Annotated in this window: 25 protein-coding genes; 16 read left to right on the plus strand and 9 right to left on the minus strand. The window is 70.7% G+C overall.

The features are described from left to right. Window positions 1-7: 7 nt before the first annotated feature. Complete coding sequence (gene trmB, locus O1W71_RS10385) at window positions 8-757, minus strand: tRNA (guanosine(46)-N7)-methyltransferase TrmB (RefSeq protein WP_112617298.1); 750 nt, start codon at window positions 755-757, stop codon at window positions 8-10. 49 nt (window positions 758-806) lie between these two features. Beyond that, a complete protein-coding gene (locus O1W71_RS10390; protein WP_269267769.1) occupies window positions 807-1,640 on the minus strand; it encodes a DUF3097 domain-containing protein in 834 nt (277 codons plus the stop codon). Window positions 1,641-1,821: 181 nt separating this feature from the next. Here O1W71_RS10390 and O1W71_RS10395 point away from each other — a divergent pair, with 181 nt between their 5' ends. From O1W71_RS10395 to O1W71_RS10410, 4 genes are all read left to right on the plus strand, one after another. Then, window positions 1,822-3,834 (plus strand): TPM domain-containing protein, encoded by a 2,013-nt coding sequence (locus tag O1W71_RS10395; RefSeq protein WP_269267770.1) that lies wholly within the window; start codon window positions 1,822-1,824, stop codon window positions 3,832-3,834. 41 nt (window positions 3,835-3,875) lie between these two features. Then, the gene (locus O1W71_RS10400) at window positions 3,876-4,610 is read left to right on the plus strand and encodes a PspA/IM30 family protein (RefSeq protein ID WP_023955282.1); all 735 of its coding nucleotides are present in this window, start codon (window positions 3,876-3,878) and stop codon (window positions 4,608-4,610) included. A gap of 84 nt (window positions 4,611-4,694) precedes the next feature. Beyond that, the gene (locus tag O1W71_RS10405) at window positions 4,695-5,534 is read left to right on the plus strand and encodes an arginase family protein (protein ID WP_269267771.1); all 840 of its coding nucleotides are present in this window, start codon (window positions 4,695-4,697) and stop codon (window positions 5,532-5,534) included. 11 nt (window positions 5,535-5,545) lie between these two features. Then, a complete protein-coding gene (locus O1W71_RS10410; protein ID WP_442924324.1) occupies window positions 5,546-5,995 on the plus strand; it encodes a Fe-S oxidoreductase in 450 nt (149 codons plus the stop codon). Between the two features lie 6 nt (window positions 5,996-6,001). Here O1W71_RS10410 and O1W71_RS10415 read toward each other — a convergent pair whose 3' ends face one another. From O1W71_RS10415 to O1W71_RS10425, 3 genes are all read right to left on the minus strand, one after another. Continuing rightward, window positions 6,002-6,463 carry an SIP domain-containing protein gene (locus O1W71_RS10415; RefSeq protein WP_269267773.1) on the minus strand — a complete coding sequence of 154 codons (462 nt, stop codon included), beginning with the start codon at window positions 6,461-6,463 and terminating at the stop codon, window positions 6,002-6,004. 72 nt (window positions 6,464-6,535) lie between these two features. After that, a complete protein-coding gene (locus O1W71_RS10420) occupies window positions 6,536-7,258 on the minus strand; it encodes a tyrosine-protein phosphatase (protein WP_269267774.1) in 723 nt (240 codons plus the stop codon). Continuing rightward, window positions 7,255-7,731, minus strand: a complete 477-nt coding sequence (locus tag O1W71_RS10425) for a carboxymuconolactone decarboxylase family protein (RefSeq protein ID WP_023955292.1) — start codon at window positions 7,729-7,731, stop codon at window positions 7,255-7,257. Before O1W71_RS10425 ends, O1W71_RS10420 begins: the two co-directional genes overlap by 4 nt. A 53-nt stretch (window positions 7,732-7,784) precedes the next feature. On the opposite strand from O1W71_RS10425, the gene O1W71_RS10430 reads away from it, so the two are divergent. The 8 genes from O1W71_RS10430 (at window position 7,785) to O1W71_RS10465 (ending at window position 15,272) form a co-directional block, all read left to right on the plus strand. Then, window positions 7,785-8,732 carry an alpha/beta fold hydrolase gene (locus O1W71_RS10430; protein WP_442924220.1) on the plus strand — a complete coding sequence of 316 codons (948 nt, stop codon included), beginning with the start codon at window positions 7,785-7,787 and terminating at the stop codon, window positions 8,730-8,732. Window positions 8,733-8,912: 180 nt separating this feature from the next. Next, complete coding sequence (locus tag O1W71_RS10435; RefSeq protein ID WP_269267776.1) at window positions 8,913-10,424, plus strand: ABC transporter substrate-binding protein; 1,512 nt, start codon at window positions 8,913-8,915, stop codon at window positions 10,422-10,424. Then, complete coding sequence (locus O1W71_RS10440) at window positions 10,421-11,371, plus strand: ABC transporter permease (RefSeq protein ID WP_269267777.1); 951 nt, start codon at window positions 10,421-10,423, stop codon at window positions 11,369-11,371. The genes O1W71_RS10435 and O1W71_RS10440 overlap by 4 nt, the downstream gene beginning before the upstream one ends. Beyond that, on the plus strand, window positions 11,368-12,249 hold the full coding sequence (locus tag O1W71_RS10445; protein WP_269267778.1) for an ABC transporter permease: 882 nt from the start codon (window positions 11,368-11,370) through the stop codon (window positions 12,247-12,249). The genes O1W71_RS10440 and O1W71_RS10445 overlap by 4 nt, the downstream gene beginning before the upstream one ends. Then, complete coding sequence (locus O1W71_RS10450) at window positions 12,246-13,028, plus strand: ATP-binding cassette domain-containing protein (protein ID WP_269267779.1); 783 nt, start codon at window positions 12,246-12,248, stop codon at window positions 13,026-13,028. Before O1W71_RS10445 ends, O1W71_RS10450 begins: the two co-directional genes overlap by 4 nt. Continuing rightward, on the plus strand, window positions 13,025-13,834 hold the full coding sequence (locus O1W71_RS10455) for an ABC transporter ATP-binding protein (RefSeq protein WP_269267780.1): 810 nt from the start codon (window positions 13,025-13,027) through the stop codon (window positions 13,832-13,834). Before O1W71_RS10450 ends, O1W71_RS10455 begins: the two co-directional genes overlap by 4 nt. 48 nt (window positions 13,835-13,882) lie before the next feature. Next, window positions 13,883-14,935: a M4 family metallopeptidase gene (locus O1W71_RS10460; RefSeq protein ID WP_269267781.1), complete on the plus strand. Its 1,053-nt coding sequence runs from the start codon at window positions 13,883-13,885 to the stop codon at window positions 14,933-14,935. Beyond that, a complete protein-coding gene (locus tag O1W71_RS10465; RefSeq protein WP_269267782.1) occupies window positions 14,928-15,272 on the plus strand; it encodes a protealysin inhibitor emfourin in 345 nt (114 codons plus the stop codon). Before O1W71_RS10460 ends, O1W71_RS10465 begins: the two co-directional genes overlap by 8 nt. 4 nt (window positions 15,273-15,276) lie before the next feature. Here the strand turns inward: O1W71_RS10465 and O1W71_RS10470 are convergent, their stop codons facing one another. Both O1W71_RS10470 and O1W71_RS10475 read right to left on the minus strand, forming a co-directional pair. Then, window positions 15,277-15,903, minus strand: a complete 627-nt coding sequence (locus tag O1W71_RS10470; protein WP_112617314.1) for a GNAT family N-acetyltransferase — start codon at window positions 15,901-15,903, stop codon at window positions 15,277-15,279. A gap of 47 nt (window positions 15,904-15,950) precedes the next feature. Then, window positions 15,951-16,607: a uracil-DNA glycosylase gene (locus O1W71_RS10475; RefSeq protein ID WP_269268038.1), complete on the minus strand. Its 657-nt coding sequence runs from the start codon at window positions 16,605-16,607 to the stop codon at window positions 15,951-15,953. 81 nt (window positions 16,608-16,688) lie between these two features. On the opposite strand from O1W71_RS10475, the gene O1W71_RS10480 reads away from it, so the two are divergent. Next, window positions 16,689-18,182, plus strand: coding sequence for an MFS transporter (locus O1W71_RS10480; protein ID WP_269267785.1), 1,494 nt, complete (start codon window positions 16,689-16,691; stop codon window positions 18,180-18,182). Between the two features lie 20 nt (window positions 18,183-18,202). Here O1W71_RS10480 and O1W71_RS10485 read toward each other — a convergent pair whose 3' ends face one another. Then, on the minus strand, window positions 18,203-18,988 hold the full coding sequence (locus O1W71_RS10485; RefSeq protein ID WP_269267786.1) for an SDR family oxidoreductase: 786 nt from the start codon (window positions 18,986-18,988) through the stop codon (window positions 18,203-18,205). 120 nt (window positions 18,989-19,108) lie between these two features. Between O1W71_RS10485 and O1W71_RS10490 the strand changes: the two genes are divergently transcribed. Continuing rightward, complete coding sequence (locus O1W71_RS10490) at window positions 19,109-20,431, plus strand: bifunctional o-acetylhomoserine/o-acetylserine sulfhydrylase (protein WP_269267787.1); 1,323 nt, start codon at window positions 19,109-19,111, stop codon at window positions 20,429-20,431. 78 nt (window positions 20,432-20,509) lie between these two features. Here the strand turns inward: O1W71_RS10490 and O1W71_RS10495 are convergent, their stop codons facing one another. After that, the gene (locus tag O1W71_RS10495) at window positions 20,510-21,541 is read right to left on the minus strand and encodes a TerC family protein (protein ID WP_112617318.1); all 1,032 of its coding nucleotides are present in this window, start codon (window positions 21,539-21,541) and stop codon (window positions 20,510-20,512) included. Between the two features lie 180 nt (window positions 21,542-21,721). Between O1W71_RS10495 and O1W71_RS10500 the strand changes: the two genes are divergently transcribed. Further along, a complete protein-coding gene (locus tag O1W71_RS10500) occupies window positions 21,722-22,738 on the plus strand; it encodes a DUF2332 domain-containing protein (protein WP_269267788.1) in 1,017 nt (338 codons plus the stop codon). 45 nt (window positions 22,739-22,783) lie between these two features. Continuing rightward, the gene (metX, locus tag O1W71_RS10505; protein ID WP_269267789.1) at window positions 22,784-23,986 is read left to right on the plus strand and encodes a homoserine O-acetyltransferase MetX; all 1,203 of its coding nucleotides are present in this window, start codon (window positions 22,784-22,786) and stop codon (window positions 23,984-23,986) included.

Consider the following 23,986-nt stretch of genomic DNA (forward strand, 5'->3'; position numbering starts at 1 on the left):
CCCTCCGTCAGACCGCGTCGGTGCGGCGATAGGCGAGGTCGCGGATGTCGCGCCCCTTGGCGATGCCCTTCCGCTCGAAGGCCGTCATCACGCGGCCCTCGAAACGCGGCGCCCAGTCATCCTCGAAGTCGGGGACGAAGCCCGCGGCATCCCCCATCACCTCGCGCATCTGGCGCGCGTAGTCCTCCCAGTCGGTCGCGAGTCGGAGCACGCCCCCGGGCTTGAGCGCCCGCGCCGCCAGCGGCGTGAAGTCGGGCGAGATGAGGCGCCGCTTCGTGTGACGCGTCTTGTGCCATGGGTCGGAGAAGAAGATCCAGAGCTCGTCGACGGATGCCGCGGGGAGCAGGTGTTCGAGCACCTCGGGCGCGTTCGCCTCGACGAGGCGGAGGTTCCGCACGCCCGCACGATCGGCGTCGAGCATGGTGCGGGCGAGCCCCGCCCGGAACACCTCGACCGCCAGGAAGTCCGTCTCCGGCGCGGCCTGTGCAGCCGCGACGATCGCGTGCCCCTGGCCCGAGCCGATCTCGACCACGAGCGGCGCGCTGCGACCGAACAGTGCGGCGGGGTCGACCTCCGAGCCCGGCCGGACGCTCAGCACAGCCTGATCCCGTTCGACGGGGACGTTGTAGAAGTCGCCGAGCTGGTTCCAGGCGCGCTCCTGTCCGTCGCTCATCCGCCCGCTGCGGCGGGCGAACGACACGGGCCGCTCGCGGTAGCGGGGTTCGTCACCGGTGTCGGGCGCGTCGGTCTGCGGCATGAGTCCAGGGTATCGAGCGACGGGAGGTGCGCCGAGCGGACCCGGGGCGTCAGGCCGTGACGAAATCGATGAGCTCCTCGACCCGGCCCAGCAGCGCAGGATCCAGGTCGCGGTACGTCCGAACCGATCCGAGAATGCGCTGCCAGGCATGCGCGATGTCGGCCTGGTCCTCGGCGGGCCAGCCGAGCGCCCGGCAGACGCCGGTCTTCCACTCGATACCGCGCGGCACCTGCGGCCACGCACGGATGCCGACGGCCTCGGGGCGCACGCACTGCCAGACGTCGATGTGGGGGTGCCCGACGATCCTGAGGTGGGCACCGTGCGGACCACGCAGGATCTGCTCCGCGATGCGGGTCTCCTTCGAGCCCGCGACCAGGTGGTCCACGAGCACCCCGTAGCGACGCTCGGCAGAGGGCGGCTCGTCTCGGAGGAGGTCCTCCAGGAGGTCGATCCCCTGCAGGTACTCGACCACGACGCCCTCGACGCGGAGGTCGGCGCCCCACACCTTCTCGACGAGCTCGGCGTCGTGTCGTCCCTCGACCAGGATGCGCGACGCGCGTGCCACGCGCGCCCGTTGCTGCGGCGCGACGAACGACCCCGAAGCGGTACGCAGCCGACCCGCGGGCTGTGCGGCCTTCGGAGCGACGAGCTTGACGGGCTCGCCGTCGACGAGGAAGCCGCCCCCGAGCGGGAACAGACGCACCTTGCCGAGGCGGTCCTCGAGTTCCACGTTCCCGCCGCGGACGGCCACGACCGCTCCGCAGTAGCCGTCGGCCGCCACCTCGACGACGAGATCTGGATCGGCGGGCACCTCCGGCACCACCTTGCGTCCGGCATCGCGCCATCCGGCTGCGAGCACATCGGTGCCGTATCTGTCGTCCATGGTTCCTCCCGCCTCGCGCCCCGTCGGGCCGCGGGTCAGCGTAACCGCGGCCGTTCCCGTCGCCGGGTATCCGCGCCGCGATTCCGCTGGCCGCTGATTCACAGTCCCGGCATAGGCTCAGGCACGACGCCCTCAATAGAGTGGAGACGAGGCCGGTCCTCCGACCTCGGAAGGGGAACGGATGCGCGTGCTCCGAGCGGTGACGCTCTCGATCCTGGCGAGCCTGATGTTCGTCGCGGGCGGCTCCGCTGCGGCCTGGGCGACCGACCCGGTCGACCTCGGCTCGGGACGCGTCGTGGATCAGGCCGACGCGCTGACGCCAGGCGAAGCGCGTGCCGTCGACGAGAGGCTCACCGCGTTGAGCTCGGAGGCGGGCATCGACCTGTGGGTCGTGTACGTCGACGCGTTCACCAGCCCGTCCGACGCCGAGGGCTGGGCCAACGCGGTCGCCGAGCGCGGCGGCCTCGGCGTGGACCAGTACGTACTGGCGATCGCGACCGAGCAGCGCAACTTCTACCTGTCGGGCGACACCAACGGCCCCGTCGACGGCGAGACGCTCGGCGACATCGAGACGCGCGACATCCTTCCAGAGCTCCGGTCGGAGGATTGGGGCGGCGCCGCGTTCGCCGCCGCCGGCGGACTCGCGGCGGCGGTCGGTGGATCCGGCGGCGCGACGGGCGGCTCGGGCATCTCGGGCCTGACGATCGTCCTCGGAATTCTCGCGGTCGGTGCCGTGATCACCGTCATCGTCGTCCTGGTGCGCCGTCGTCGGGCGGGCGCCGGCACCGGCTCCGCCCGTGGCGCGGCCGCCGAGCCGATCGAGGAGCTCGCCCGGCGCTCCGCCAGCGCGCTCGTGGCAGCCGACGACGCCATCCGGACGAGCGAGCAGGAGCTCGGCTTCGCGACGGCGCAGTTCGGCGACGAGGCGGCAGCCGCTTTCGCCGAGACCCTGGCGCAGGCACGCCGAGACCTCGACGAGGCGTTCACGCTGCAGCAGCGCCTCGACGACGATCAGCCCGACACCGAGGCGGACGTCCGCGCGGTCCACACCCGCATCCTCGAGCTGTGCGCACACGCCGACTCCGAGCTCGACGCGCGCGCCGAGGAGTTCGACCGTCTGCGCGACCTCGAACAGAACGCCCCCGAAGCGCTCGTTCGCATCCAGCAGGAACGCGGCGCCGCCGGAACCGGGCTCGACGGAGCGGTCGCCTCTCTCCAGCGGCTTCGATCGGCGTACGCCCCCGAGGAACTCACGACCATCGGCGACAACCCCGAGCAGGTGCGCAGCCGCCTCGACTACGCCGACGAGCAGCTCGCGACGGCGCAGCGTGCGATCGCGGCGGGCGACGGCGCTGCGGCGGCCGTGTCATTGCGTGCCGCCGAAGGAGCCGTCGCGCAGGCCGCTCAGCTGGAGGCCGCGGTCGAAAAGGTCGCCGCGGATCTCGCCACCGCCGAGCGCGACGCTGCGGCGCTCATCACGGACCTCGAACAGGACGTTGCGGCAGCGGTCGGCGTACCCGACCCCGACGGCACGCTCGCCGCGGTCGCCTCCGCCACCCGGCAGCACATCGACGCCGCCCGTTCCCAGCTGACCGGCGAGCACCGTCGCCCGCAGGCCGCGTTGTCCACGCTGCTGGGCACGAATTCGGCGATCGACGCCGCGCTGGCCGGAGCCCGGGATGCCGCGCAGCGAGCCGCCCGCGCGCGACAGACGCTCGAACACCAGCTGCAGCAGGCGCGGGCGCAAGTATCGGCCGCCGAGGATTACATCGGCACGCGACGCGGAGCCGTCGGCGCCACGGCACGCACGCGCGTCGCGGAAGCTCGCGCGTCGCTCGACCGGGCGGAGGCGACCGCGCAGATCGAACCCGAGCGGGCACTGGCCGACGCGACGCGCGCGACCCAGCTGAGCGGGCTCGCCATCGACGCGGCACGCACCGATGTCGGCGGCTTCGCAACCGGCTCCCCCGGCTCGAACTCGAACGGCATGATGGGTGCCATGATCGGCGGCATGGTGCTGAACTCGCTCCTCGGGGGCGGGTCGTCCGGACGCCGCTCGTCGGGCTTCGGCGGCAGCGGCTTCGGCGGCGGCTTCAGCGGATCGCGCGGCGGGTTCGGCGGCGGTTCACGCGGCCGTAGCGGCGGCGGCGGGTTCGGCGGCGGCCGCTCTCGCCGCGGCGGCGGCCGCTTCTGACGACTTCTCCCCCTTCCAGACCACCCACGAAAGGAACCCCGATGGCAAAGCAGTCCATCTTCGGTCGCATCTCGACGCTCGTGAAGGCGAACATCAACGCCCTCCTCGACCAGGCCGAGGACCCGCAGAAGATGCTCGACCAGCTCGTGCGGGACTACACCAACTCGATCGCCGACGCGGAGTCGGCGATCGCCGAGACGATCGGCAACCTGCGCCTTCTCGAACGTGACCACCAGGAAGACGTTCAGGCCGCGGCCGAGTGGGGCAACAAGGCCCTCGCAGCGAGCCGGAAGGCCGACGAGCTGCGTGCGGTGGGCAACACCGCCGACGCCGACAAGTTCGACAATCTCGCGAAGGTCGCGCTGCAGCGTCAGATCAGCGAGGAGAACGAGGCCCGGGCCATCGCGCCGACGATCGCGACCCAGACCGAGGTCGTCGAGAAGCTCAAGGACGGCCTCAACGGCATGAAGGTCAAGCTCGACCAGCTCCGCGCGAAGCGCTCCGAGCTGCTCGCGCGCGCCAAGACGGCCGAGGCGCAGAACCGCGTCCACGACGCCGTCAAGTCGATCGACGTGCTCGACCCGACGAGCGAGCTCGGACGCTTCGAAGACAAGGTCCGCCGCCAGGAGGCTCTCGCCGCCGGCAAGCAGGAACTCGCCGCCTCGAGCCTGGACGCGCAGTTCGAGAGCCTCGAGGACGTGGGCCAGCTCACCGAGGTGGAGGCGCGGCTCGCCGCACTGAAGACGGGCGGAGCCGCCGGCGCCATCGAGCGCTGAGTGCCGATGTCGACGCCCGGGCCGGCTCTGCCGCCCGGGCGTCGACGCTCGAACCGCTGAGAACGCCCGACGAAGGACGAAGGAATGACCCGATTCATCGTGGTCCCGCAATGGCAGGGCTCGCCCTCGACTCGATCGATGACGCTGATCGACGGCGCTGACGCGATCGCGGGCGACCTCCCGCGCAGCGCGACCGTCCGGGTCGACGTGCCGATCGAGGCCGGCGAGGCGCTCGGCAGCGGCATCCGGCGGTTCAGCTCGCTCCAGCGCACCCGCGACCTGGTCACGGCCGCCCTCACCGAGGCCGACGGTGCCGCGGACGGCGCGAGCCCGAGCGGCCACGTGCTGGTCGTCGGCGGCGACTGCGGAGTGGCCGTGCCGGCGATCGCGCACGCGGCCGCGCTGCATCCCGACATGGCCGTCGTCTGGTTCGACGCGCACGCCGACCTGCATACCCCCGAATCGTCCTCCTCGGGTGCGTTCGCGGGGATGGCCCTGCGCTCGGTGTTCGAGACGACCCCGTTGTCACCGGATGCCGCGGTGCCCGCCGATCGCATCGTCCTTGCGGGCGCCCGCGAGTTCGACGATGCAGAGACCGATGCGGTGAAGATCGCGGGTCTGACGCATCTCGGCGTCGATGATCTGGCCGATCCCGCCCGTCTGGCGGACGCGGTCGCTGCCACCGGCGCCGGCTCGGTCTACGTTCACGTCGATCTCGACGTCCTCGACCCCGCGGCGATCACGGGCGTGAGCGCGGCCGTGCCGTTCGGAATCGACATTCCTACCCTCACCAACGCGATCGGCATCCTGCGCGGGCGGTTCTCGTTCGCCGGGGCTTCCGTCTCCGGGTTCGCTCCGCCGCATCCCGAGGCCGTCGTGGACGACATGGGTTCCGTGCTCCGGGTCGTCGGAGCGCTGGCGTGAGCGGCGTCCGCATGCCGCCCGCCGGATGGCGGCAGCGAGCCGACGCGGCGGTCGCACGAGGCGCGGCGGTGGACCGGCTCATCCCTCGGATGCTGCTGGACTCCCCCCTCAGCGAGTTCGGCGCCCGGGCGGGCACCGCCTTCGGGTTCATCTGGGGCACGCTGTGGTCGACCGGCCGCGTCGAGCGACGTCAGGGGCTGTGGGTCTTCCGCGGGATGCCGGAATGGACGTTCGGCCGCGGGGGCGTCTGCGTCGGGTCGTGCTTCCTGACCGGCGACCGTGAACCGAGCGAGCGGATCCTCACGCACGAGGCCGTGCACGCTCGGCAGTGGCGGCGATACGGGCTCCTCATGCCGTTGCTCTACCTGATCGCGGGCCGCGATCCCCTGCGCAACCGATTCGAGATCGACGCGGGACTGGCCGACGGCAACTACATCCCGCGGCACGCCGAGAGCCGCTGACGGACCTCAGCGGGCGGTCGCGAGCCCGAAGCGCTCGGGCGTGTGAATCGACGCGGCGGTCATTCCGCAGCGCGCGGTGAGGTGATCGACGATGTCGACCGTGCCGAGGAACCCGCCCAGCAGGTGAACGCTCGTCGCCTTCGCGGCGTCCGTGCACAGCATCTCGTCGGCCCACGCGGTGACCGCGCGAGAGAGCGCCTCGCCCGACCCGCAGCCCCGGCCCGAACCCGGAGCACCGGTTCGGCGTGAACGGTCGAGCCAGGTCACGACCATGCGGGCCGGCGCCGACACGGTGCCGATCCAGGCGGCGTCGGGCACCTCGATGAAGACCCGGCCGGTCGAGCACAGCGGCAGGGTGGCGAGGAGCGCCTCGAGCTCGGCGAGCGAGTGCTCGTCGGCCGTCACCAGGTGCTGCACCCGGACGTGCTTCGAGGCGCGGCAGGCGGCGGCGCTGTGGAGCTCGGTCATGATGACTCCACTATACCCGCGGTGTAGGCATGCCTTACCTACGTAACCGAAACCGGATGGCCCCCCGAGGTCTCACATCAGGATGATGCGGCGCAGCTCGGCGAGCTCGTCGTCAGCGAGTCCCTGCGACCGGAGGTAGTCGGCCGGGGAACCGAATCGCTCGCGCAGGTCGGCCAGGAGCGCGCGCATCACCGGCGCCGGCGACCGCGTGGCCAGGTCGACCAGCTGCGGGGCGTCGGGGTGGTGCGCGCGGAGATACGCGAGGATCGGCGCGTTGCGCTCGGCCGGCAGCAACGTCTCCGTGCGGGCGTAGTCGTCGACGACGGCATCCTCGTCTACTCCCGCTGCCGCGAGGATCATCGCGATCGTCACTCCGGTGCGGTCCTTGCCGATCGTGCAGTGCACGAGCACCGGCTGATCGGCGATGACCCCGCGGACGACCTCGAGCACGCGCGGAGCCGAGTCGTCGATGAGCGAGCGATACATCGACTCGAGCGACATGTCGGCGCGGAACAGCGAGGCGACCGACCCCAGGAACAGCGGCACCCGCTGGGTCTCGATGGAGAGATCTCCGAGCACCGTGGGCTCGGAGCGCACCTCGTCGTCGTCGCGCAGGTCGATGATGCGACGCAGCCCGAGCGCGCCGAGAGCGCGGCGCCCGGCGTCGTCGACGCGGAAGAGGTTGCCCGAACGGTAGAGCACGCCCGATCGTGTCGAGGTGTTTCCCGCCCGCAGCCCGCCGGTGTCGCGGAAGTTCAGGGCTCCCGGCACCGACAGCGACGCATTGCCACTCATCCGGCGGGACGCGGGAGCGGCGGCACGGGGTACCGGCCCGCGATCGTCAGGCGATTGAACGCGTTGATCGAGATGAAGAGCCAGCTCAGCGCGACGTACTCCGCCTCGGAGAAGACCCCGCCCACTCGGTCGTACAGCTCGTCCGAGACGCCCTCGTCGGCGATGTGCACATACGCCTCGGCGAGCTCGAGAGCCGTACGCTCGCGTTCGTCGAAGACCCCCGACTCGCGCCAGGTGGCGAGCTGGGCGATCTCGTCGGCCGTCACACCGGCGGCCACCGCCCGACCCACATGCACACGCACGCAGTAGGCGCAGCCGTTGAGCTGCGAGCTGTGGACGAGCGCGAGCTCTTTCAGACGCTCATCGATGCCGGCATCCTGCGCGATGGTCCCGACCGTGCGGGCGAACGCGTCGAGCGCGTCGTAGGCCGGACGAGCCGCCTTGGCGAGATGGATGCGCCGCTCCGGATTCATGCGTCAACCCTATCCACGGCCCTCCCCCGTCGCGCGAGAATGGTCCCTCCCCGATGCGAAGGATCACCGTGCACGACGACACGTTCGACGAGTTCTCGTTCCTGCCCGTCCAGGCCGCTGAGGCCGGCGTTCCGACACCCGCGGCCGAGCGGCTGTTCACCTTCGCCCCTGACGGGCGACCGGTCAGCGCGCTCCGACTCGGCGACGGCGAGCCCGAGGTCACCCTTCTCCACGGGGCCGGCCTCAACGCCCATACGTGGGATCGCACCGTCCTCGCGCTCGGGCGGCCGGCGCTGGCGATCGACCTGCCGGGACACGGTGACTCCGCGTGGCGCGACGACGCAGACTACACGGGACGGACGCTCGCGGCCGACATCGCTCCGGCGCTCGCGCAGTGGACGACGACTCCGCAGGTCGTGGTCGGGCAGTCGCTCGGCGGCCTCACGGCCGCGGCCCTCGCCGCAGCGCACCCCGAGCTCGTGCGTGCCCTCGTGATCGTCGACATCGCGCCCGGGCTCGACCCCGCCGGAGCCGCGTCGCAGATCCGGCGATTCTTCGCCGGACCGACGAGCTGGGCCTCTCGCGCGGAGATGGTCGAGCGTGCACTGTCGTTCGGACTCGGCGGAGACCGCACCGCGGCCGAGCGCGGCGTCTTCCTCAACTCGCGCGTGCGCGACGACGGCCGCGTGGAGTGGAAGCACCACTTCGCACGCATCGCCAACGGGCTCGCCGCCGACCCCGGCGCCGCGGCCGCGGCATCCGAGCGCCAGGATGCGCTGGCGCCCGCCCTCGCGGCATCCGGCTGGGATGACTTCGACGCCGTCGCGGCGCCCGTCACGCTCGTGCGCGGCACACGGGGCTATCTGACCGACGCCGACGTCGATCGGTTCGGCGAGCGCCTTCCCGCAGCGCGCATCGTCACGGTGGAATCGGGCCACAACGTGCAGGAGGAGCTCCCGACCGAGCTCGCTCGCATCATCCGCGACGCCGCCACCGCCTGACCCCGCCGAGCCTGCGCACGGCACGCTCCCGAGCAAATAGGGCGACGCCGTGCGACGCTGGACGTCGGTGAATGCGTCTCGCGGTCGTGGCGGACCCTAGGCTGTATGCCGCACTGAGTTCGCGGACGCGCATCGGACAGCAACGATGCCACCGCCCTTGCGAAAGGAACCCTCCTCCACATGCTCCGCCGCACCACCGTGACCGCCACCGCGCTGCTGGCCGCAAGCACGCTCCTCCTCGCCGGCTGCACCGGGACCACCGATCCCGCACCGTCCGTCACCATGGGCGCCCCTGACCCGGAGGCCAGCGTCAACATCCGCCTGGTGCTCGAGCCCTCGAACCTCGACATCCGGCAGACCGCGGGCATCTCGCTCGATCAGACGCTCATCGACAACGTCTATCAGGGCCTCGTCGCCCGTACCGCGGAGGGCGAGATCGTCGACGCGCTCGCCAGCACCCACGAGGTTTCCGCAGACGGCTTGACCTACACGTTCACGTTGCGTGAGGGAGTCACCTTCCACGACGGCCAACCCCTCACGCCTCAGGATGTCGTGTCGTCGCTGACCACCCGGCAGGCCACCGCCGAATGGGCGGACAGCGAACGACTCGCCAACGTCACGTCGGTCACCGCCGACGGGCAGAAGATCGTGCTGACGCTGTCGCAGCCCGACTCGTCGCTGCTGTGGAACCTCACGGGCCGCGCGGGGATCATCCTCAAAGAGGGCGACACCGTCGACTACAACACCGCCGCCAACGGCACCGGGCCCTTCCGGCTGGCGAACTGGCGCCAGGGCGCCAGCCTGACGCTCGAGCGGAACGAGGCGTACTGGGGGGATGCGGCTCAGGTAGCCGACGTCACGTTCGACTTCATCCCCGACAACCAAGCAGCAATCAACGCCGCTCTCGCCGGCGAGATCGACGTCGTCGTCGGCTTCGACGCGAACCTTGCCGATCAGGTCGAGGGCGGCGGCGACTTCGTCGTCGAGACCGGCAGCGCGACCGATAAGAGCGTGCTCGCGATGAACTCCACGTCGGGGCCCCTGGCTGATGTCCGGGTGCGCGAGGCGATCCGAACCGCCATCGACCACGACGCCATCGTCGAGGCCGTCGGTGCAGGGCAGACGCTCTACGGTCCGATCCCCGAGGCCGACCCCGGATACGAGGACCTCTCGGATGTCGTCTCCTACGACCCCGAGGCAGCCCGGGCGCTGCTGAGTGAGGCCGGCGTCAGCGATCTCGCGCTGACCCTGACCATCCCGTCGGCCTACGGCACGACGCTCCCGCAGATCCTGGTCTCCAACTTCAACGACGTCGGGATCGACCTCAAGGTCAACCCCGTCGACTTCGGCACCTGGCTCAGCGACGTGTACACCAATAAGGACTACGAGCTCAGCGTCGTCAACCACGCCGAGCCGCGCGACTTCGAGAACTGGGCGAATCCCGACTACTACTTCACCTACGACAACGCCGAGGTGCAGGATCTCTACGCTCAGTCGCTGCTCGCAACGGACGAGCAGTCCGCCGATGACCTCCTGAAGAAGGCCGCGCGGATCGTGTCCGAGGACCACGCCGCCGATTGGCTCTACAACTGGGCTTCAGTGGTCGCGGTCGCCACGAACGTCTCGGGTATGCCCGTCGACAACGTGAACGCGCGCATCAACCTCGCCGAGATCGCCAAGAGCGACGGGTGATCCGTTACGCGCTGACGCGACTGGCCCTGCTATTGCTGGGTCTGGTCGTCGCCAGCGTGCTGATCTTCGTGACGCTGCGGGTTCTGCCCGGCGATGTCGCGCAGCAGATCGCCGGAACCAACTCCACGCCGGAGCAGGTCGCGGCGCTGCGTGAGCGCCTCGGCCTCGACGTGCCGTTGCCGGCGCAGTATCTCGAGTGGATGTCGGGGCTGCTGCGCGGCGACCTCGGCACGTCGCTGGTGACGGGCTCGTCCGTCGCGGCGGAGCTCGCCGCCAAGGCTCAGGTCACCGTCCCCCTCGGGCTGATGTCGATGGTGGTGGCGCTGATCATCGCACTCCCGTTCGGTGTGATGGCAGCCATCCGTCGCGGCCGCGCCGACGGCACGGCGCTCTCGTTCGGCGCGCAGGCGATCGCCGCCGTACCCGTGGTCTGGGCGGGCATGATGCTGGTCGTCGTGTTCGCGATCTGGCTCGGCTGGCTGCCCGCGCAGGGCTTCCCGCGCGGCGGGTGGGGCGACCCGGCGCGGGCCTTCGCCGCGCTGATCCTTCCCGCGGTCACCATCGGCGTCGTCGAGGGCGCGATGCTGATGCGGTTCGTCCGCAGCGCCACGCTCTCGGCGATGGGGCAGGATTTCGTCCGCACCGCAGCTGCCAAGGGACTCACGCGCCGTGCCGCGCTGCTTCGCCACGGCCTGCCGACGGTCGGCCTGTCGATCATCAGCGTCCTGGGCCTGCAGGTCGCGGGCATCGTCGTGGGAGCGGTCGTGATCGAGCAGCTGTTCACCCTGCCGGGTATCGGCCGGATGCTGGTCTCGGATGTCGGCCTGCGCGATCTGCCGAAGGTCCAGGGCGAGCTCCTCGCGCTCACGGCGGTCGTTCTCGTCGTCGGTTTCATCGTCGACCTCGTGCATCGCGGTCTGGATCCGAGACAGCGGGAGGCCTCATGAACGACCGGATGCCGTGGCTGCGGCGACTGTGGTCGCTTCCTGCCGGCCGTTTCGGGCTCATCGTGGCCGTCACCATCGGGGTCGTGGCCGCGGTCTCGCTCGTCTGGACCCCGTTCGACCCGCAGCGGGTGGACATCCCGGCTCGGTGGAGCCCGCCGGGCTGGCCGCATCTGCTGGGCACCGACGCGTCGGGTCGCGACATCCTCTCGCTGCTGATCGCGGGGGCGCGCACGACGGTCCTCGTCGCCGCAGGCGCGGGCGTCGTCGCCACGCTGATCGGCATCGCGCTCGCCTGCCTCGGCGCGCTCACCCGCCGCTGGACCCGCGAGATCGTCGCCGTGCTCGTCGACATCCTGATCGCTTTTCCCGTGCTGCTGATCGCGATGATGATCTCGGCGGTGTGGGGCGGCTCGCTGTGGGTGGTCGTCATCTCCGTCGGCATCGGATTCGGCGTCAACATCGCGCGCGTCACCCGGCCGGAGCTGCGCCGCACGCTGCACAGCGATTTCGTGCTCGCGGCGCGCGCCAACGGCCTGACACCGCCGCAGATCGCCCTGCGCCACCTGCTCCCGAACGTCGCGCCCGTCTTCATCGTGCAGCTGTCGTGGGGCATGGCGGTCGCGGTCCTCGCCGAGGCGGGCCTGAGCTACCTCGGCTTCGGCGCTCCCCCCACGCAGCCCTCGTGGGGGCTGCTGCTGAGCGAGCTGCAGACGTACCTGACGGCGCATCCGCTGAGCGTCGTGTGGCCGGGGCTCGCGATCACGATCACCGTGCTGGGACTCAACCTCCTCGGCGACGGTCTGCGCGAGGCGACCGACCCGACGCTCGCCCGGCGCCGCTCCCCCGCCGCATCGCACACGCCGGCGGTGGTCGCATGAGTCTCGAGGTCGAGGGCCTGTCTATCGTGCTCGACGGCCGCCGCGTGGTCGACGACGTGTCGTTCGGCGTCGCCGACGGCGCGCGGGTCGGGCTCATCGGAGAGTCGGGGTCGGGCAAGTCGCTGACCGCCCTGGCTATGCTCGGGCTGCTTCCCGACGGCGCCGAGGTCGAGGGCAGCATCCGGTGGAACGGGCGGGAGCTGATCGGCCTGCCGGACCGCGAGCTGGCCGCTCTCCGCGGCGAGCAGATCGGCATCGTCTTCCAGGAGCCTCAGACCGCCCTGAACCCGCTGCGGACGGTGGGCCGGCAGGTCGCGGAGCCCCTGCGCATCCACGGCCGCGCCGGCCGGCGTGAGGCTCTCGCACGGGCTCAGGCCGATGCTGATCGGGTGAGGCTCCCCGAGGGCGCGCTGCGCCGCTACCCGCATCAGCTCTCGGGAGGCCAGCGCCAGCGCGTGGCGATCGCCATGGCGCTGGCCGCTCGGCCGCGCCTGCTCATCGCCGACGAGCCGACGACCGCGCTCGACGTGACGATCCAGGCCGAGATCCTGTCGCTTCTGGGAGAGCTGGTCGAGAACGACGGAATGTCGCTGCTGTTCATCACCCACGACCTCGCCGTGCTGTCTCAGGTCGCGTCGGAGGCGGTCGTGCTCGAGCATGGTCGCGTCGTCGAGGCCGGCACGGTCGCCGACCTGCTCACCGCTCCGCAGTCGGAGGTCACCCGTGGCCTGCTCCGCGACGCGACGGCCACGGTCTGGCGGCCGGAGGGAGACGCATGACAGGCGAGGTGCTCATCTCGGCGCGGGGTCTGAGCAAGCGCTATCGGGTGCGCGCCGGCGGTGCGGGTGCGCCACGACGCGAGACCGTCGCGCTCGACGACGTGGACGTCGATGTCCGCTCGGGCTCGGCGCTGGGGATCATCGGCGAATCGGGGTCGGGCAAGTCGACGCTCGTGCGGCTCCTCCTGGGCCTCGACACGCCCTCGACGGGAACGGTGACGATCGACGGGCGTCCCGTGGATGCCCGCGCGTCGGCTCGCAGCCTGCACTGGCTCCGCCGACGCACCGGCATCGTCTTCCAGGACCCGTACGCCTCGCTCGATCCCCGCATGAGCGTCGGCCGCATCATCGCTGAGCCTCTGTGGGCGCTCGACATTCCCGGCGACCGCCGCGCGCGCGTCCACGAGGTGCTGTCGGACGTCGGATTGGATGCCGACGCGGCGGAGCGCTACCCGCACGAGTTCTCGGGGGGTCAGCGCCAGCGCATCGCGCTCGCCCGCGCGATCGCGCACCGCCCGGCGATCCTCGTCGGCGACGAGCCGCTGTCGGCGCTCGATGTGACGGTGCGGGCGCAGATCCTCGAGGTCTTGCGCCGTCTGCGTGCGGAACAGGGGATGACGCTGCTGCTGGTCTCGCATGACATCGGCGTGGTCCAGAACCTCTGCGACGAGGTCATCGTGATGACCGAGGGGCGCATCGTCGAGGAGGGCCCCACCGAGAAGGTGCTGCTCCAGCCGCAGGCGGCCTACACGCGTCGCCTCCTCGCCTCGGTGCCCGTGATCGACCCGCATCGCACGCAGGACTAGACGTCCCCTTCCGCACTCGATGTCGGTGACCGCCGCTACCGTAAGGCCATGCGCGCGATCATCCCCCCGTACCTCCTCGCCCGCGTCGCCTCCGCTCGCGAGCCCCACCTCGCGCGGGCCGCGGTCGCCGCGCGGACCACCCTCGCCGCGCGTCCGTCCGATCTGGCCGGACGTTCGCAGCTGCGTCTCTCCGTCGAACCGGGCGGCACTCTCGTCGCCGAGCGCATCGCCGCAGCCGACCGGGCCGTATCCGACGCGCAGGGCCGCGAAGAGCTTCCGGGCGTCCTCGTCCGCCGCGAAGACGACCCGCGCACCGGCGATCGCGCGGTCGACGAGGCCTTCGACGGGCTCGGCGCGACGTTCTCGTTCTTCCGCGACGCCTACGGCCGCGATTCGCTCGACGGGCGAGGCGGCGTGCTCGCCGCCACCGTCCACTACGGCGAGGCGTACGACAACGCGTTCTGGAACGGCGAGCGCATGGTCTTCGGCGACGGCGACGGCGAGGTGTTCACCGGGTTCACCGGGTCGCTGACCGTCATCGCGCACGAGCTGGCCCACGGCATCACCGAGTTCTCGGGAGGCCTGACGTACGCGGGTCAGTCCGGCGCTCTCAACGAGTCGCTGTCCGATGTGTTCGGCGCGCTCACCGAGCAGCACCGACTCGGCCAGAGCGCCGAGCAGGCGTCGTGGCTCATCGGCGCGGGCATATTCACGGATGCCGTCCAGGGGCGCGCCCTCCGGTCGCTGGCCGAACCCGGGTCGGCCTACGACGACGATGTTCTCGGACGCGACCCGCAGCCCGGGCACATGCGCGACTACGTCGTGACGACCAGCGACAACGGCGGGGTTCACATCAACTCGGGCATTCCCAACAGAGCGTTCCACCTCGTCGCAGCGCGGCTGGGCGGCTACGCCTGGGAACGCGCGGGACTCATCTGGTATCGCACACTCACCTCGGGAGCGCTCTCCCCCGATTCCGACTTCGCTGCCTTCGCCGCGGCCACCATCGCCCAGGCCGTCGACGAGTACGGTGAGGAGACGGAGGAGGTCGCCGCCGTGCGTGCCGGATGGCAGGGCGTCGGCGTGCTGGAGGATGCCTGACACCCGTGACGACGGTTCCGCGGCGCAGCTGCGGATCGTCGTGGAGCGCACCGGCGGTTTCGCCGGCCTGACCAGGACGTGGCGCGTCGAGCCGGCGCCGGCTGACCGCGACGGGTGGCGCGAGCTGGTAGGGCGGTGCCCCTGGGACCGAGTGACCGAGACAGCCCCGCCGACCGGCGCCGACCGCTTCCGCTGGCGAGTCGAAGTCATCGACAGCGAGAGAACGCGACGCGCCGAGCTGGGCGACGACCTCGATGCCCCGTGGCGATCGCTCGTCGAGGCGGTGCGAACCGGTCACCCGGCCGAACCCGACCCGAATGCCGACGACGCGGGGTGAGGCCTCAGCCGGACTTCTGAGTGAAAAGCCCGCGCAGCCCCTTCTTCGGCTGCTCCAGCGACTTCTGCAGGTAGATCGTGCCCAGCCACCGGCCGAACTTGTGACCCACGCGCCCCATCCGGCCGACCTCGACGAACCCGAAACGCTCGTGCAGGGCGATCGACGCCTCGGCGCCCTTGTCGCTCACGACCGCGACGATCTCGCGCAGTCCCAGCTGCTGGCATGCGTCGATGAGTGCCTCGAGCAGCGCACGCCCGAGGCCCTTCCCGGTGGCCGCCTGACCGAGGTAGATGGACGTTTCGGCGGTGTAGCGGAATCCGGTCTTGCCGTTCCACGGCGACGCGAGGGCGTATCCCAGGATCTGCCCCGTCGGCGATACCGCGACGAGGAACGGCAGCTTGAGCTTCGTCAGATAGTCGTACTTCTCGCGCCACTGCGCGAGCGACCACTTCTTCTCGTCGAAGGTCACGACCGAGTTGGTGACGTAGTAGTTGTAGATCTCACGGATGTCGGGAAGGTCGCCGGGCTGCGCCGGTCGGATCTCGTACGAGAAGGGCCGTTCGGCTTCGGCCGGACGGCGCAGGTGCCGCGGCAGGCGTCGGCGGTCGCGGTTGGAGTCCTCCTCGAGCATGCAGCAACTCTACGGCGCAGACGTTTCGCGCCGATGACGACGGCGGTTCAGGCCTCCGGAATGCGCCAGTCGATCGGCTCGCCACCCCGCTCGGCGAGCAGTTCGTTGGTGCGCGAGAAGGGGCGCGACCCGAAGAAGCCACGGTTCGCCGAGAGCGGTGAGGGATGCGGCGACGCCACGATCGCCGTGTCGCCGAGCAGCGGCCGCAGGGTCGCGGCATCCTTCCCCCAGAGAACCGCCACGAGGGGGCGCTCCCGCGCTACCAGCGCGCGGATGGCGTGCTCCGTCACGCGTTCCCAGCCCCACCCCCGGTGGGATGCCGCTGCCCCGGGGGCGACCGTCAGCACTCGGTTCAGCAGCAGCACGCCCTGATCACTCCAGGCGGAGAGGTCGCCGTGCGGCGCGGGGGCGATGCCGAGGTCCGATTCGAGCTCCCGATAGATGTTCCCGAGGCTCCGGGGCAATGGCCGCACGTGGGCGTCGACCGCGAAGGAGAGTCCGATCGGATGCCCCGGGGTCGGGTAGGGATCCTGACCAACGATCAGGACGCGGACGTCGGCCATCGGCCGTTGGAAGGCGCGCAGCACGCGGTCGCCCGCCGGCAGGTACCCGCGACCGGCGGCGGTCTCGGCGCGCAGCCGGTCACCCAGCGACGCGATGTCACCGGCGACGGGTTGCAGCGCCTCGGCCCAATCGGGGGCCATCAGACCGGCGGCGGCGAGGTCGGTGAGGGAGCGCGGCGTCACTCTCCCAGGGTAGGCCGGTCGTGCCGGTATGCTCGCCCCGTGTCGACGACGCTGCGCACCTCCGCTCTGGGCGTCACCGCGGGTCTGATCGGGTGGTTCATCCTGGTCGAGATCGTCAGCGGCATCCTGCAGGGCTATTACGTTCCACTCTTCAGCGACATCGTCGCCGAGCTCGGGATCCACGACTCGGACGTGAACTGGTTCGAGGCCGCGCAACTGCTGCTGTCGGCGCTCGTCGTACCGGTGCTGGCCAAGCTCGGCGACATGTACGGGCACAAGAAGATCCTGCTGGTCGCAGCCGTCCTGACCGCCGCGGCGACCTGGTGGCTCGCGTTCGCGGCATCCTTCTGGACCTTCCTCATCGCCTGGGCGCTGCAGGGCTTCTACGTCGTCTGGCTCCCCCTCGAGATCGCGCTCATCTTCGAACGGGGCAGGCGGCAGAGCCGGGGCGTCTCGCTCACCCGGCGCGCAGCGGGGCTCCTGGTTGTCGGGCTTCAGGCCGGCGCAATCATGGGCGCCTTGGCCGCGGGCCGGATCTACGCCGCCACAGCCGGCGACATGACGTTGACGCTGATCGTGCCGGCGGTGGCGGTGACCCTCGTCGCGATCGTCATCTGGCTCTGGGTGCCCGAGTCGAAGCCGGAGCCGGGCCGGCGGCAGCTGGACTCGCGTGGCTTCGTGCTCCTCGCGGTCTCGTTGCTGTTCGTCACCAGCGCCCTGACGTTCCTCCGCTTGAACGGCCCCGCGGCCTTCTGGGTGTGGGCGCTGCTCCTCGCGGGAATCGTGGGTTTCGTCGTCTTCGGACGCTTCGAACTGCGCCAGCCCGACCCCGCGGTCGATATTCGGATGCTCGCCCGCCCGGAGATGTGGCCGGTGCAGGCCACCGCGTTCCTCGTCGGCATCAGTCTGCTCGGAGCCCAGGGCCCGTTGTCGACCTACGCGGGCACGGACCCCGCGCTCGGTTATGGTCTCGGGCTCGACGCCACCGACCGCTCGAACATCATCGGGGTCTACCTCGTGTCGCTCATCGTCGGCGCCGTGCTGTTCGCCGTCACGTCTCGCCGCGCGAGCCCCCGGGTCGTCCTCATCGGCGCGGCGCTGCTCGTCGGCATCGGGTACGCGCTCTTCCTGCCGTTCCACCAGGAACTCTGGCAGGTTCTGCTCAACCTCTGCATCGCGGGCCTGGGCTGTGGCGCGCTCGTCGGCGCGATGCCGGCTGCGGCGGCAGCGGCCGCCCCGCGCGGGCAGACCGGTGTGGCATCGGCCATGACCAACACGACCAAGACCATCGGCGGAACGTTCTCATCGGCGATCTTCGGCGTCGTGCTGGCCGCCGGTGCGGGTGTCGTGGCGAGCGAGACCGCCGCCTCCCTCGGCGGCTACTTCACCGTGTGGGCCATCTGCGCCGCCGGCGGTTTCGTCGCGGCGGTCCTGCTGTTCGTCGTGCCTCGCGTGGCGTTCGCCGACGCCGAGGATGCCGCTCCGCAGCCCGCGAGCGGCACGGATGGGACCATCGCCCAGCCCCGCGGCTGAGGAGGCTGATCGCCCGACTGTCAGGCTCCGGTCGACCGCGGACGCAGCGGACCGCGCGCCAGCAGGTGCTGCGCGGACTGCGCGACGGGACGCATCGTCACGAGGTCGAGGTTGACGTGCCCCGGCGCGTTCAGCGCGTACGCGACGACATCCGCCACGTCTTCGGCGACGAGAGGCTGCTCGACGCCCTCGTACAGGCGGTCCGCCGCTTCCTGGTCGCCGCCGAGACGGTTCAGCGTGAACTCCTCGGTGCGCACCATGCCGGGCGCGATCTCGACCACGCGGATCGGCTCGCCGTTCAGCTCCAGCCGCAGCGCGTGGACGAGCATCGACTCCCCCGCCTTCGCCGCGTTGTAGCCGGCGCCTCCCGGGTAGGCCGTCTGAGCGGCGGTCGAGGTGACGTAGACGGTGTCGGCATGGCCGGAGCCCGCCGCGACGGCGCGTCGCAGCAGCGGGAGGAGAGCCGCGGTCAGCCGCTGCGCCGACAGGACGTTCGCCTCGAACATCCACTGCCAGTCCTCGGCCACGCCGTCTTCGACGCGGTCGGTGCCACGGGCACCGCCGGCGACGTGGACCAGGGCGTGGACATCGCCGGAGACGGCGAGGTGCTCGGTGAGGGCGGCGACATCCCCCTCGCGGGTCAGATCCGCGGCGAATGAGGCGGAGCCGACCTCGACGTCGAGCGCCTCGAGGCGCTCCGCCCGCCGGGCGACGCCGACGACCTCCCACCCCGACGCCCGCAGCGCGCGGACGACCGCCTCGCCGATTCCCGAACTCGCACCGGTGACCACTGCACGTCGCGTCATGCTCCCACCGTAGCCGTCAGGTTACGCAGCGTGTCCCGCGCGTTGTCGGGCATACGCGGTTTCCGTACGCTCGACCCAGGCCGGCGACCGTCGCCGCTTTCCGACCCGATGGAGCCACGCATGTCCGCATCCGAGAACTGGCGCTTCGAGACGAAGCAGATCCACACCGGAGCCGCACCGGACCCGGTCACCAAGGCACGGGCGACGCCGATCTACCAGACGACCTCGTACGTGTTCGACAACTCCGACCACGCCGCGAACCTGTTCTCGCTGGCGGAGTTCGGCAACATCTACACGCGCATCCAGAACCCCACGCAGGATGTCGTCGAGCAGCGCCTCGCCGCACTCGAGGGTGGCACCGGCGCCCTCCTCGTCGCGTCGGGTCAGGCCGCCGAGACGTTCGCGATCCTCAACATCGCCGAAGCCGGAGACCACTTCGTCGCCTCGAGCTCGATCTACGGCGGCACCTACAACCTGTTCAAGTACACGCTCGCCAAGCTCGGCATCGAGGTCACCTTCGTGGAGAACCAGGACGATCTCGAGGAGTGGCGCCGCGCAGTGCGGCCCAACACCAAGCTCTTCTTCGCCGAGACGATCGGCAACCCGCAGATCAACGTGCTCGACATCCGCGGTGTCTCCGACGTCGCCCACGAGGCCGGCGTGCCGCTCATCGTCGACAACACGATCGCCACGCCCTACCTCATCCGCCCCTTCGAGCACGGCGCCGACATCGTCGTGCACTCCGCCACGAAGTTCCTCGGCGGCCACGGCACGGTCATCGGTGGCGTCATCGTCGACGGCGGCAGCTTCCCCTGGACGGAGCACTCCGAGCGTTTCCCGGGGCTCACGACGCCCGACCCCTCGTACCACGGCGCCGTCTACACGCAGGCTGTCGGCGACGGCCTCGCCTACGTCATCAAGGCCCGCGTCCAGCTGCTGCGCGACCTCGGCGCGGCGATCTCACCCCAGAGCGCGTGGCTGCTCATCCAGGGCATCGAGACGCTCTCCCTGCGCATCGAGCGCCACGTGCAGAACGCACAGGAGATCGCCGAGTGGCTCGAGAACCACGACGACATCGCCTCGGTCAACTACTCGGGCCTGCCGACCTCGCCCTGGTACGCCGCCGCCAACCGCTACGCGCCGAAGGGCGTCGGGGCGGTGCTGTCGTTCGAGCTGAAGGGCGGCGTCGCCGCCGGCCGCGCGTTCGTGGACTCGCTGCAGCTGTTCAGCCACCTCGCGAACATCGGTGACGTGCGGTCGCTCGTCATCCACCCCGCGTCGACGACGCACTCGCAGCTGACCCCGGAGCAGCAGCTCACGACGGGCGTCACCCCCGGCCTCGTCCGCCTGTCGGTGGGGCTGGAGAACATCGACGACCTCAAGGCCGACCTCGAGCAGGCCCTCGCGGCCGCGCGCAACGTCGCCGAAGCGGCGCGCGCCTGATCGTTCCTCCTCAGAACGACCGGATGCCCCGGACCACCGTGAGCGGTGGGGCCGGGGCATCCGTCGTTCGCGGCGCCGTCAGTCGGCGTCGGTGGCCGTCGTGATCTGCTCGCCCTGAACCTGCTCGCGGTCGTTCTTTGCCTTGTCCCCGCGCGTCTTGGCGAGGCTCGCGACGGTGGCGACCGCGACGGTAGCGGCGATGAACAGCAGCGAGAACCAGATCGGGATCTCGGGAACCCACAGCAGCGGCTCGCCGCCGTTGATGAAGGGCAGCTCGTTGACGTGGAGCGCGTGGAACACGAGCTTCACGCCGATGAAGGCGAGGATGACCGCCAGGCCCTGCGCGAGGTAGACCAGACGCTCCAGCAGACCGCCGATGAGGAAGAACAGCTGCCGCAGGCCCATCAGGGCGAAGGCGTTCGCCGTGAAGACGATGTAGGCCTCGTTGGTCAGACCGTAGATCGCCGGGATCGAGTCGACCGCGAAGACGAGGTCGATGAAGCCGATCGCGATGATGACGAGGAGCATCGGCGTGACGAAGCGCTTGCCGTCCTTCTGCACCGTCAGCTTGTCGCTGTTGTACTCGTCGGTCACGGGAAGGTGGCGGCGGACGAACGTCATGAACTTGCCGTTGGCCGGGTCGGAGTCACCGTGCGAGAAGGCCTGACGGTAGGCGAGGAAGAGCAGCAGCGCACCGAAGATGTAGAAGATCCATGAGAAGTTGTCGATGAGCGCCGCGCCGATGGCGATGAACGCGCCGCGCATGATGAGCGCGATCACGATGCCGATCATCAGCACCTTCTGCTGGTACTTCTTCGGCACCGCGAAGCCGGTCATGATGATCAGGAAGACGAAGAGGTTGTCGATCGACAGGGCCTTCTCGGTCAGGTAACCGGCGAAGTACTCGCCCGCGAACACCCAGCCCCAGCCCGGCACGAAGCCGATGACCACGCCGAAGATGAGCGCGAGGCCGATGTAGAACGCCGACCAGCGCGCCGATTCGGCGATCGTCGGCTCGTGCGGAGTGCGCACGTGCGCGAAGAACTCGTACACGAAGAAGGCGATGGTCACCGCGATGGTGATGATCCACACGAGCGGAGTGATGTCCACGAAGGCTCCAAGGGGTCGACAGTAGCGAACGGCCAGGTCTCCTTCATCCCCGGAGGGACCGGCGTCCCGGAATCCGACGTCGGATCCGTAATGACGAGAGCGCCGCAGGCGGAAGTACTCCCCTTGCTTCGCGGTATCTTACGCGACGATCGTGACGCTCAGCGCATCTACCCTGAAGCGATGGACGCCGACACCTCCCGCCGCTACCATGCGTTCGCCGACTGGGCCCGGGGCAGCTCGCCGCTCTACGCCGAATGGGCCGAGGGCATCGCCGGCGACGACGATCTCACCGAGCGGATCGCGCTCCTGGGCGAGCGGCGCGGCCAGCCGAATCTCGTCTTCGCCGCGGCGCGATGGGCCGGCTGCGGACTCGGGCCGTTCGCCGCGTGGCGCGAGCGGCTGATCTCGGAGTGGGACCGGGTCGCCGCCATCACCGCGGAGCGCCGCACGCAGACCAACGAGGTCGGACGCTGCGCCACCCTCCTACCTCCCCTTTCGCGCATCGACGGCCCGATCGCCCTGCTCGAGACCGGCACCGCCGCCGGCCTCTGCCTCTATCCCGATCGGTACGCGTACGAGTACTCGTCTCCCGGCTGCGAGCACCCCCGGACCATCGTGCCCGCGGGACCCGATGCCGCTCCGCGCCCGCTCCTGCGCTGCCGCATCGACGAACCCGGCGCCGTGCCCGACTCCCTCCCCGACGTCGTCTGGCGCGCCGGCATCGACCTCGCCCCGATCGACGTGCGCGATACGGACGCGGTCTCCTGGCTCGAGACGCTCGTCTGGCCGGGCTCCGTTCACGACGAGCGCGTCGGTCGGCTGCGGGCAGCGGTCGAGGTGGCCCGGGCCGACCCGCCGCGCATCGTCGCCGGCGACATCCTCGACCGCCTCCCCGCGGTCGCGGCCGAAAGCCCTCCCGACGCGACGCTCGTCGTGTTCCACAGCGCGGTGCTCCTGTACCTCGACGCCGACGAACGGCGCCGCTTCGCCGACCTCGTGAGCACCCTCGGGAAACGGGTGAACCGCCGCGTCGTCTGGATCTCGAACGAGACGGTAGGCACCCTGCCGGAGATCGACGGACGGATGCCGCACGGCGTCGACCCCACCGGCAGCTTCGTCCAGACGATCGACGGGATTCCCGTCGCACTCGCGGGCCAGCACGGCGCGACCTACGAGGTGTCTCCGTTCCGGTCGTGACGTAACACGCGAGCAGCGCGCGCCCGCACCCGGGAGAATGGCGACATGGACTGGCAGACCTCCGAGGACACGGTGCCGAGCGCGCCGATCACGGAGGCCGATGCGCGCCTGCTGCGCGGACGCCCGCCCGCCACGGGCGCCTGGCGCGACGGCGACCCCGTCGGCCACCGGAGCTTCGGCGCGTTCGGTCCGCTCATCACCGAGAGCGGCGAGCAGCTGCCGAGCTTCCGCCTCGCCTACGAGACGTGGGGCGAGCTCTCACCCGAACGCGACAACGCGGTGCTCGTGCTGCACGCCCTCACCGGCGACAGCCACCTGCGCGGCGAGGCAGGCCCGGGGCACCCGACGGCCGGCTGGTGGGAGGACATCGTCGGTCCCGGCCTGGCGATCGACACCGACCGCTGGTTCGTGGTCGCCCCGAACATGCTGGGCGGCTGCCAGGGGTCGACGGGCCCCTCGTCGATCTCGTCCGACGGCTACGAATGGGCGGCTCGGTTCCCGTACCTCACGATCCGCGATCAGGTCGCCGCGCAGGTCCGGCTGGCCGACGCCCTCGGGATCGAGGTGTGGGCCGCGGTCGTGGGCGGATCGATGGGCGGCATGCACGCGCTCGAGTGGGGTATCGGGCACCCCGACCGCCTGGAGCGGCTCGCGATCCTCGCCGCCCCGCCCGTCAACACCGCCGACCAGATCGCGCTGAACTCGGTCCAGCTCGAAGCCATCCGCATCGACCCCAGGTTCCAGGACGGCGAGTACTACGACGCGGCAGACGGCGACGGCCCGCACCGCGGCCTCGCGCTCGCGCGCCGCATGGCTCTGCTCAACTACCGCAGCCCGACCGAGCTGAACCTGCGCTTCCAGCGCACGTGGCAGTCAGGCAAGAGCCCGCTCGGTCTCGGCGGACGCTTCGCGGTGGAGAGCTACCTCGACTTCCACGGCAACAAGTTCACGCGACGCTTCGACGCGAACAGCTACATCACGCTCGTCGAGGCGATGAACTCGCACGACGTCGGCCGCGACCGCGGCGGGATCGACGACGCCCTGGCACGCGTCACCGCGCGCACCCTCGTGCTGGGCATCGACTCCGACCGGCTGTTCCCGGTCGAGGGGCAGCACCGCATCGCCCGCGGCATCCGATCGACGATCGACGAGGCGGCGGTGGTGATCTCAAGCGATTTCGGGCACGACGCCTTCTTGATCGAGACGCCCATCGTCGGCGCTCACCTGCGACGGCTGCTCGAAAGCTGA

This window comes from Microbacterium sp. H37-C3 (assembly GCF_027157935.1).
Lineage (GTDB): Bacteria > Actinomycetota > Actinomycetes > Actinomycetales > Microbacteriaceae > Microbacterium > Microbacterium plantarum.

Excerpts from the sequence above, each read along its gene's own strand:
- trmB (WP_112617298.1), bottom strand. The coding sequence starts at position 757 with ATGCCGCAGACCGACGCGCCCGACACCGGTGACGAACCCCGCTACCGC.
- O1W71_RS10390 (WP_269267769.1), bottom strand. The coding sequence starts at position 1,640 with ATGGACGACAGATACGGCACCGATGTGCTCGCAGCCGGATGGCGCGAT.
- O1W71_RS10395 (WP_269267770.1), top strand. The coding sequence starts at position 1,822 with ATGCGCGTGCTCCGAGCGGTGACGCTCTCGATCCTGGCGAGCCTGATG.
- O1W71_RS10400 (WP_023955282.1), top strand. The coding sequence starts at position 3,876 with ATGGCAAAGCAGTCCATCTTCGGTCGCATCTCGACGCTCGTGAAGGCG.
- O1W71_RS10405 (WP_269267771.1), top strand. The coding sequence starts at position 4,695 with ATGACCCGATTCATCGTGGTCCCGCAATGGCAGGGCTCGCCCTCGACT.
- O1W71_RS10410 (WP_442924324.1), top strand. The coding sequence starts at position 5,546 with ATGCCGCCCGCCGGATGGCGGCAGCGAGCCGACGCGGCGGTCGCACGA.
- O1W71_RS10415 (WP_269267773.1), bottom strand. The coding sequence starts at position 6,463 with ATGACCGAGCTCCACAGCGCCGCCGCCTGCCGCGCCTCGAAGCACGTC.
- O1W71_RS10420 (WP_269267774.1), bottom strand. The coding sequence starts at position 7,258 with ATGAGTGGCAATGCGTCGCTGTCGGTGCCGGGAGCCCTGAACTTCCGC.
- O1W71_RS10425 (WP_023955292.1), bottom strand. The coding sequence starts at position 7,731 with ATGAATCCGGAGCGGCGCATCCATCTCGCCAAGGCGGCTCGTCCGGCC.
- O1W71_RS10430 (WP_442924220.1), top strand. The coding sequence starts at position 7,785 with ATGCGAAGGATCACCGTGCACGACGACACGTTCGACGAGTTCTCGTTC.
- O1W71_RS10435 (WP_269267776.1), top strand. The coding sequence starts at position 8,913 with ATGCTCCGCCGCACCACCGTGACCGCCACCGCGCTGCTGGCCGCAAGC.
- O1W71_RS10445 (WP_269267778.1), top strand. The coding sequence starts at position 11,368 with ATGAACGACCGGATGCCGTGGCTGCGGCGACTGTGGTCGCTTCCTGCC.
- O1W71_RS10450 (WP_269267779.1), top strand. The coding sequence starts at position 12,246 with ATGAGTCTCGAGGTCGAGGGCCTGTCTATCGTGCTCGACGGCCGCCGC.
- O1W71_RS10455 (WP_269267780.1), top strand. The coding sequence starts at position 13,025 with ATGACAGGCGAGGTGCTCATCTCGGCGCGGGGTCTGAGCAAGCGCTAT.
- O1W71_RS10460 (WP_269267781.1), top strand. The coding sequence starts at position 13,883 with ATGCGCGCGATCATCCCCCCGTACCTCCTCGCCCGCGTCGCCTCCGCT.
- O1W71_RS10465 (WP_269267782.1), top strand. The coding sequence starts at position 14,928 with ATGCCTGACACCCGTGACGACGGTTCCGCGGCGCAGCTGCGGATCGTC.
- O1W71_RS10470 (WP_112617314.1), bottom strand. The coding sequence starts at position 15,903 with ATGCTCGAGGAGGACTCCAACCGCGACCGCCGACGCCTGCCGCGGCAC.
- O1W71_RS10475 (WP_269268038.1), bottom strand. The coding sequence starts at position 16,607 with ATGGCCCCCGATTGGGCCGAGGCGCTGCAACCCGTCGCCGGTGACATC.
- O1W71_RS10485 (WP_269267786.1), bottom strand. The coding sequence starts at position 18,988 with ATGACGCGACGTGCAGTGGTCACCGGTGCGAGTTCGGGAATCGGCGAG.
- O1W71_RS10490 (WP_269267787.1), top strand. The coding sequence starts at position 19,109 with ATGTCCGCATCCGAGAACTGGCGCTTCGAGACGAAGCAGATCCACACC.
- O1W71_RS10500 (WP_269267788.1), top strand. The coding sequence starts at position 21,722 with ATGGACGCCGACACCTCCCGCCGCTACCATGCGTTCGCCGACTGGGCC.
- metX (WP_269267789.1), top strand. The coding sequence starts at position 22,784 with ATGGACTGGCAGACCTCCGAGGACACGGTGCCGAGCGCGCCGATCACG.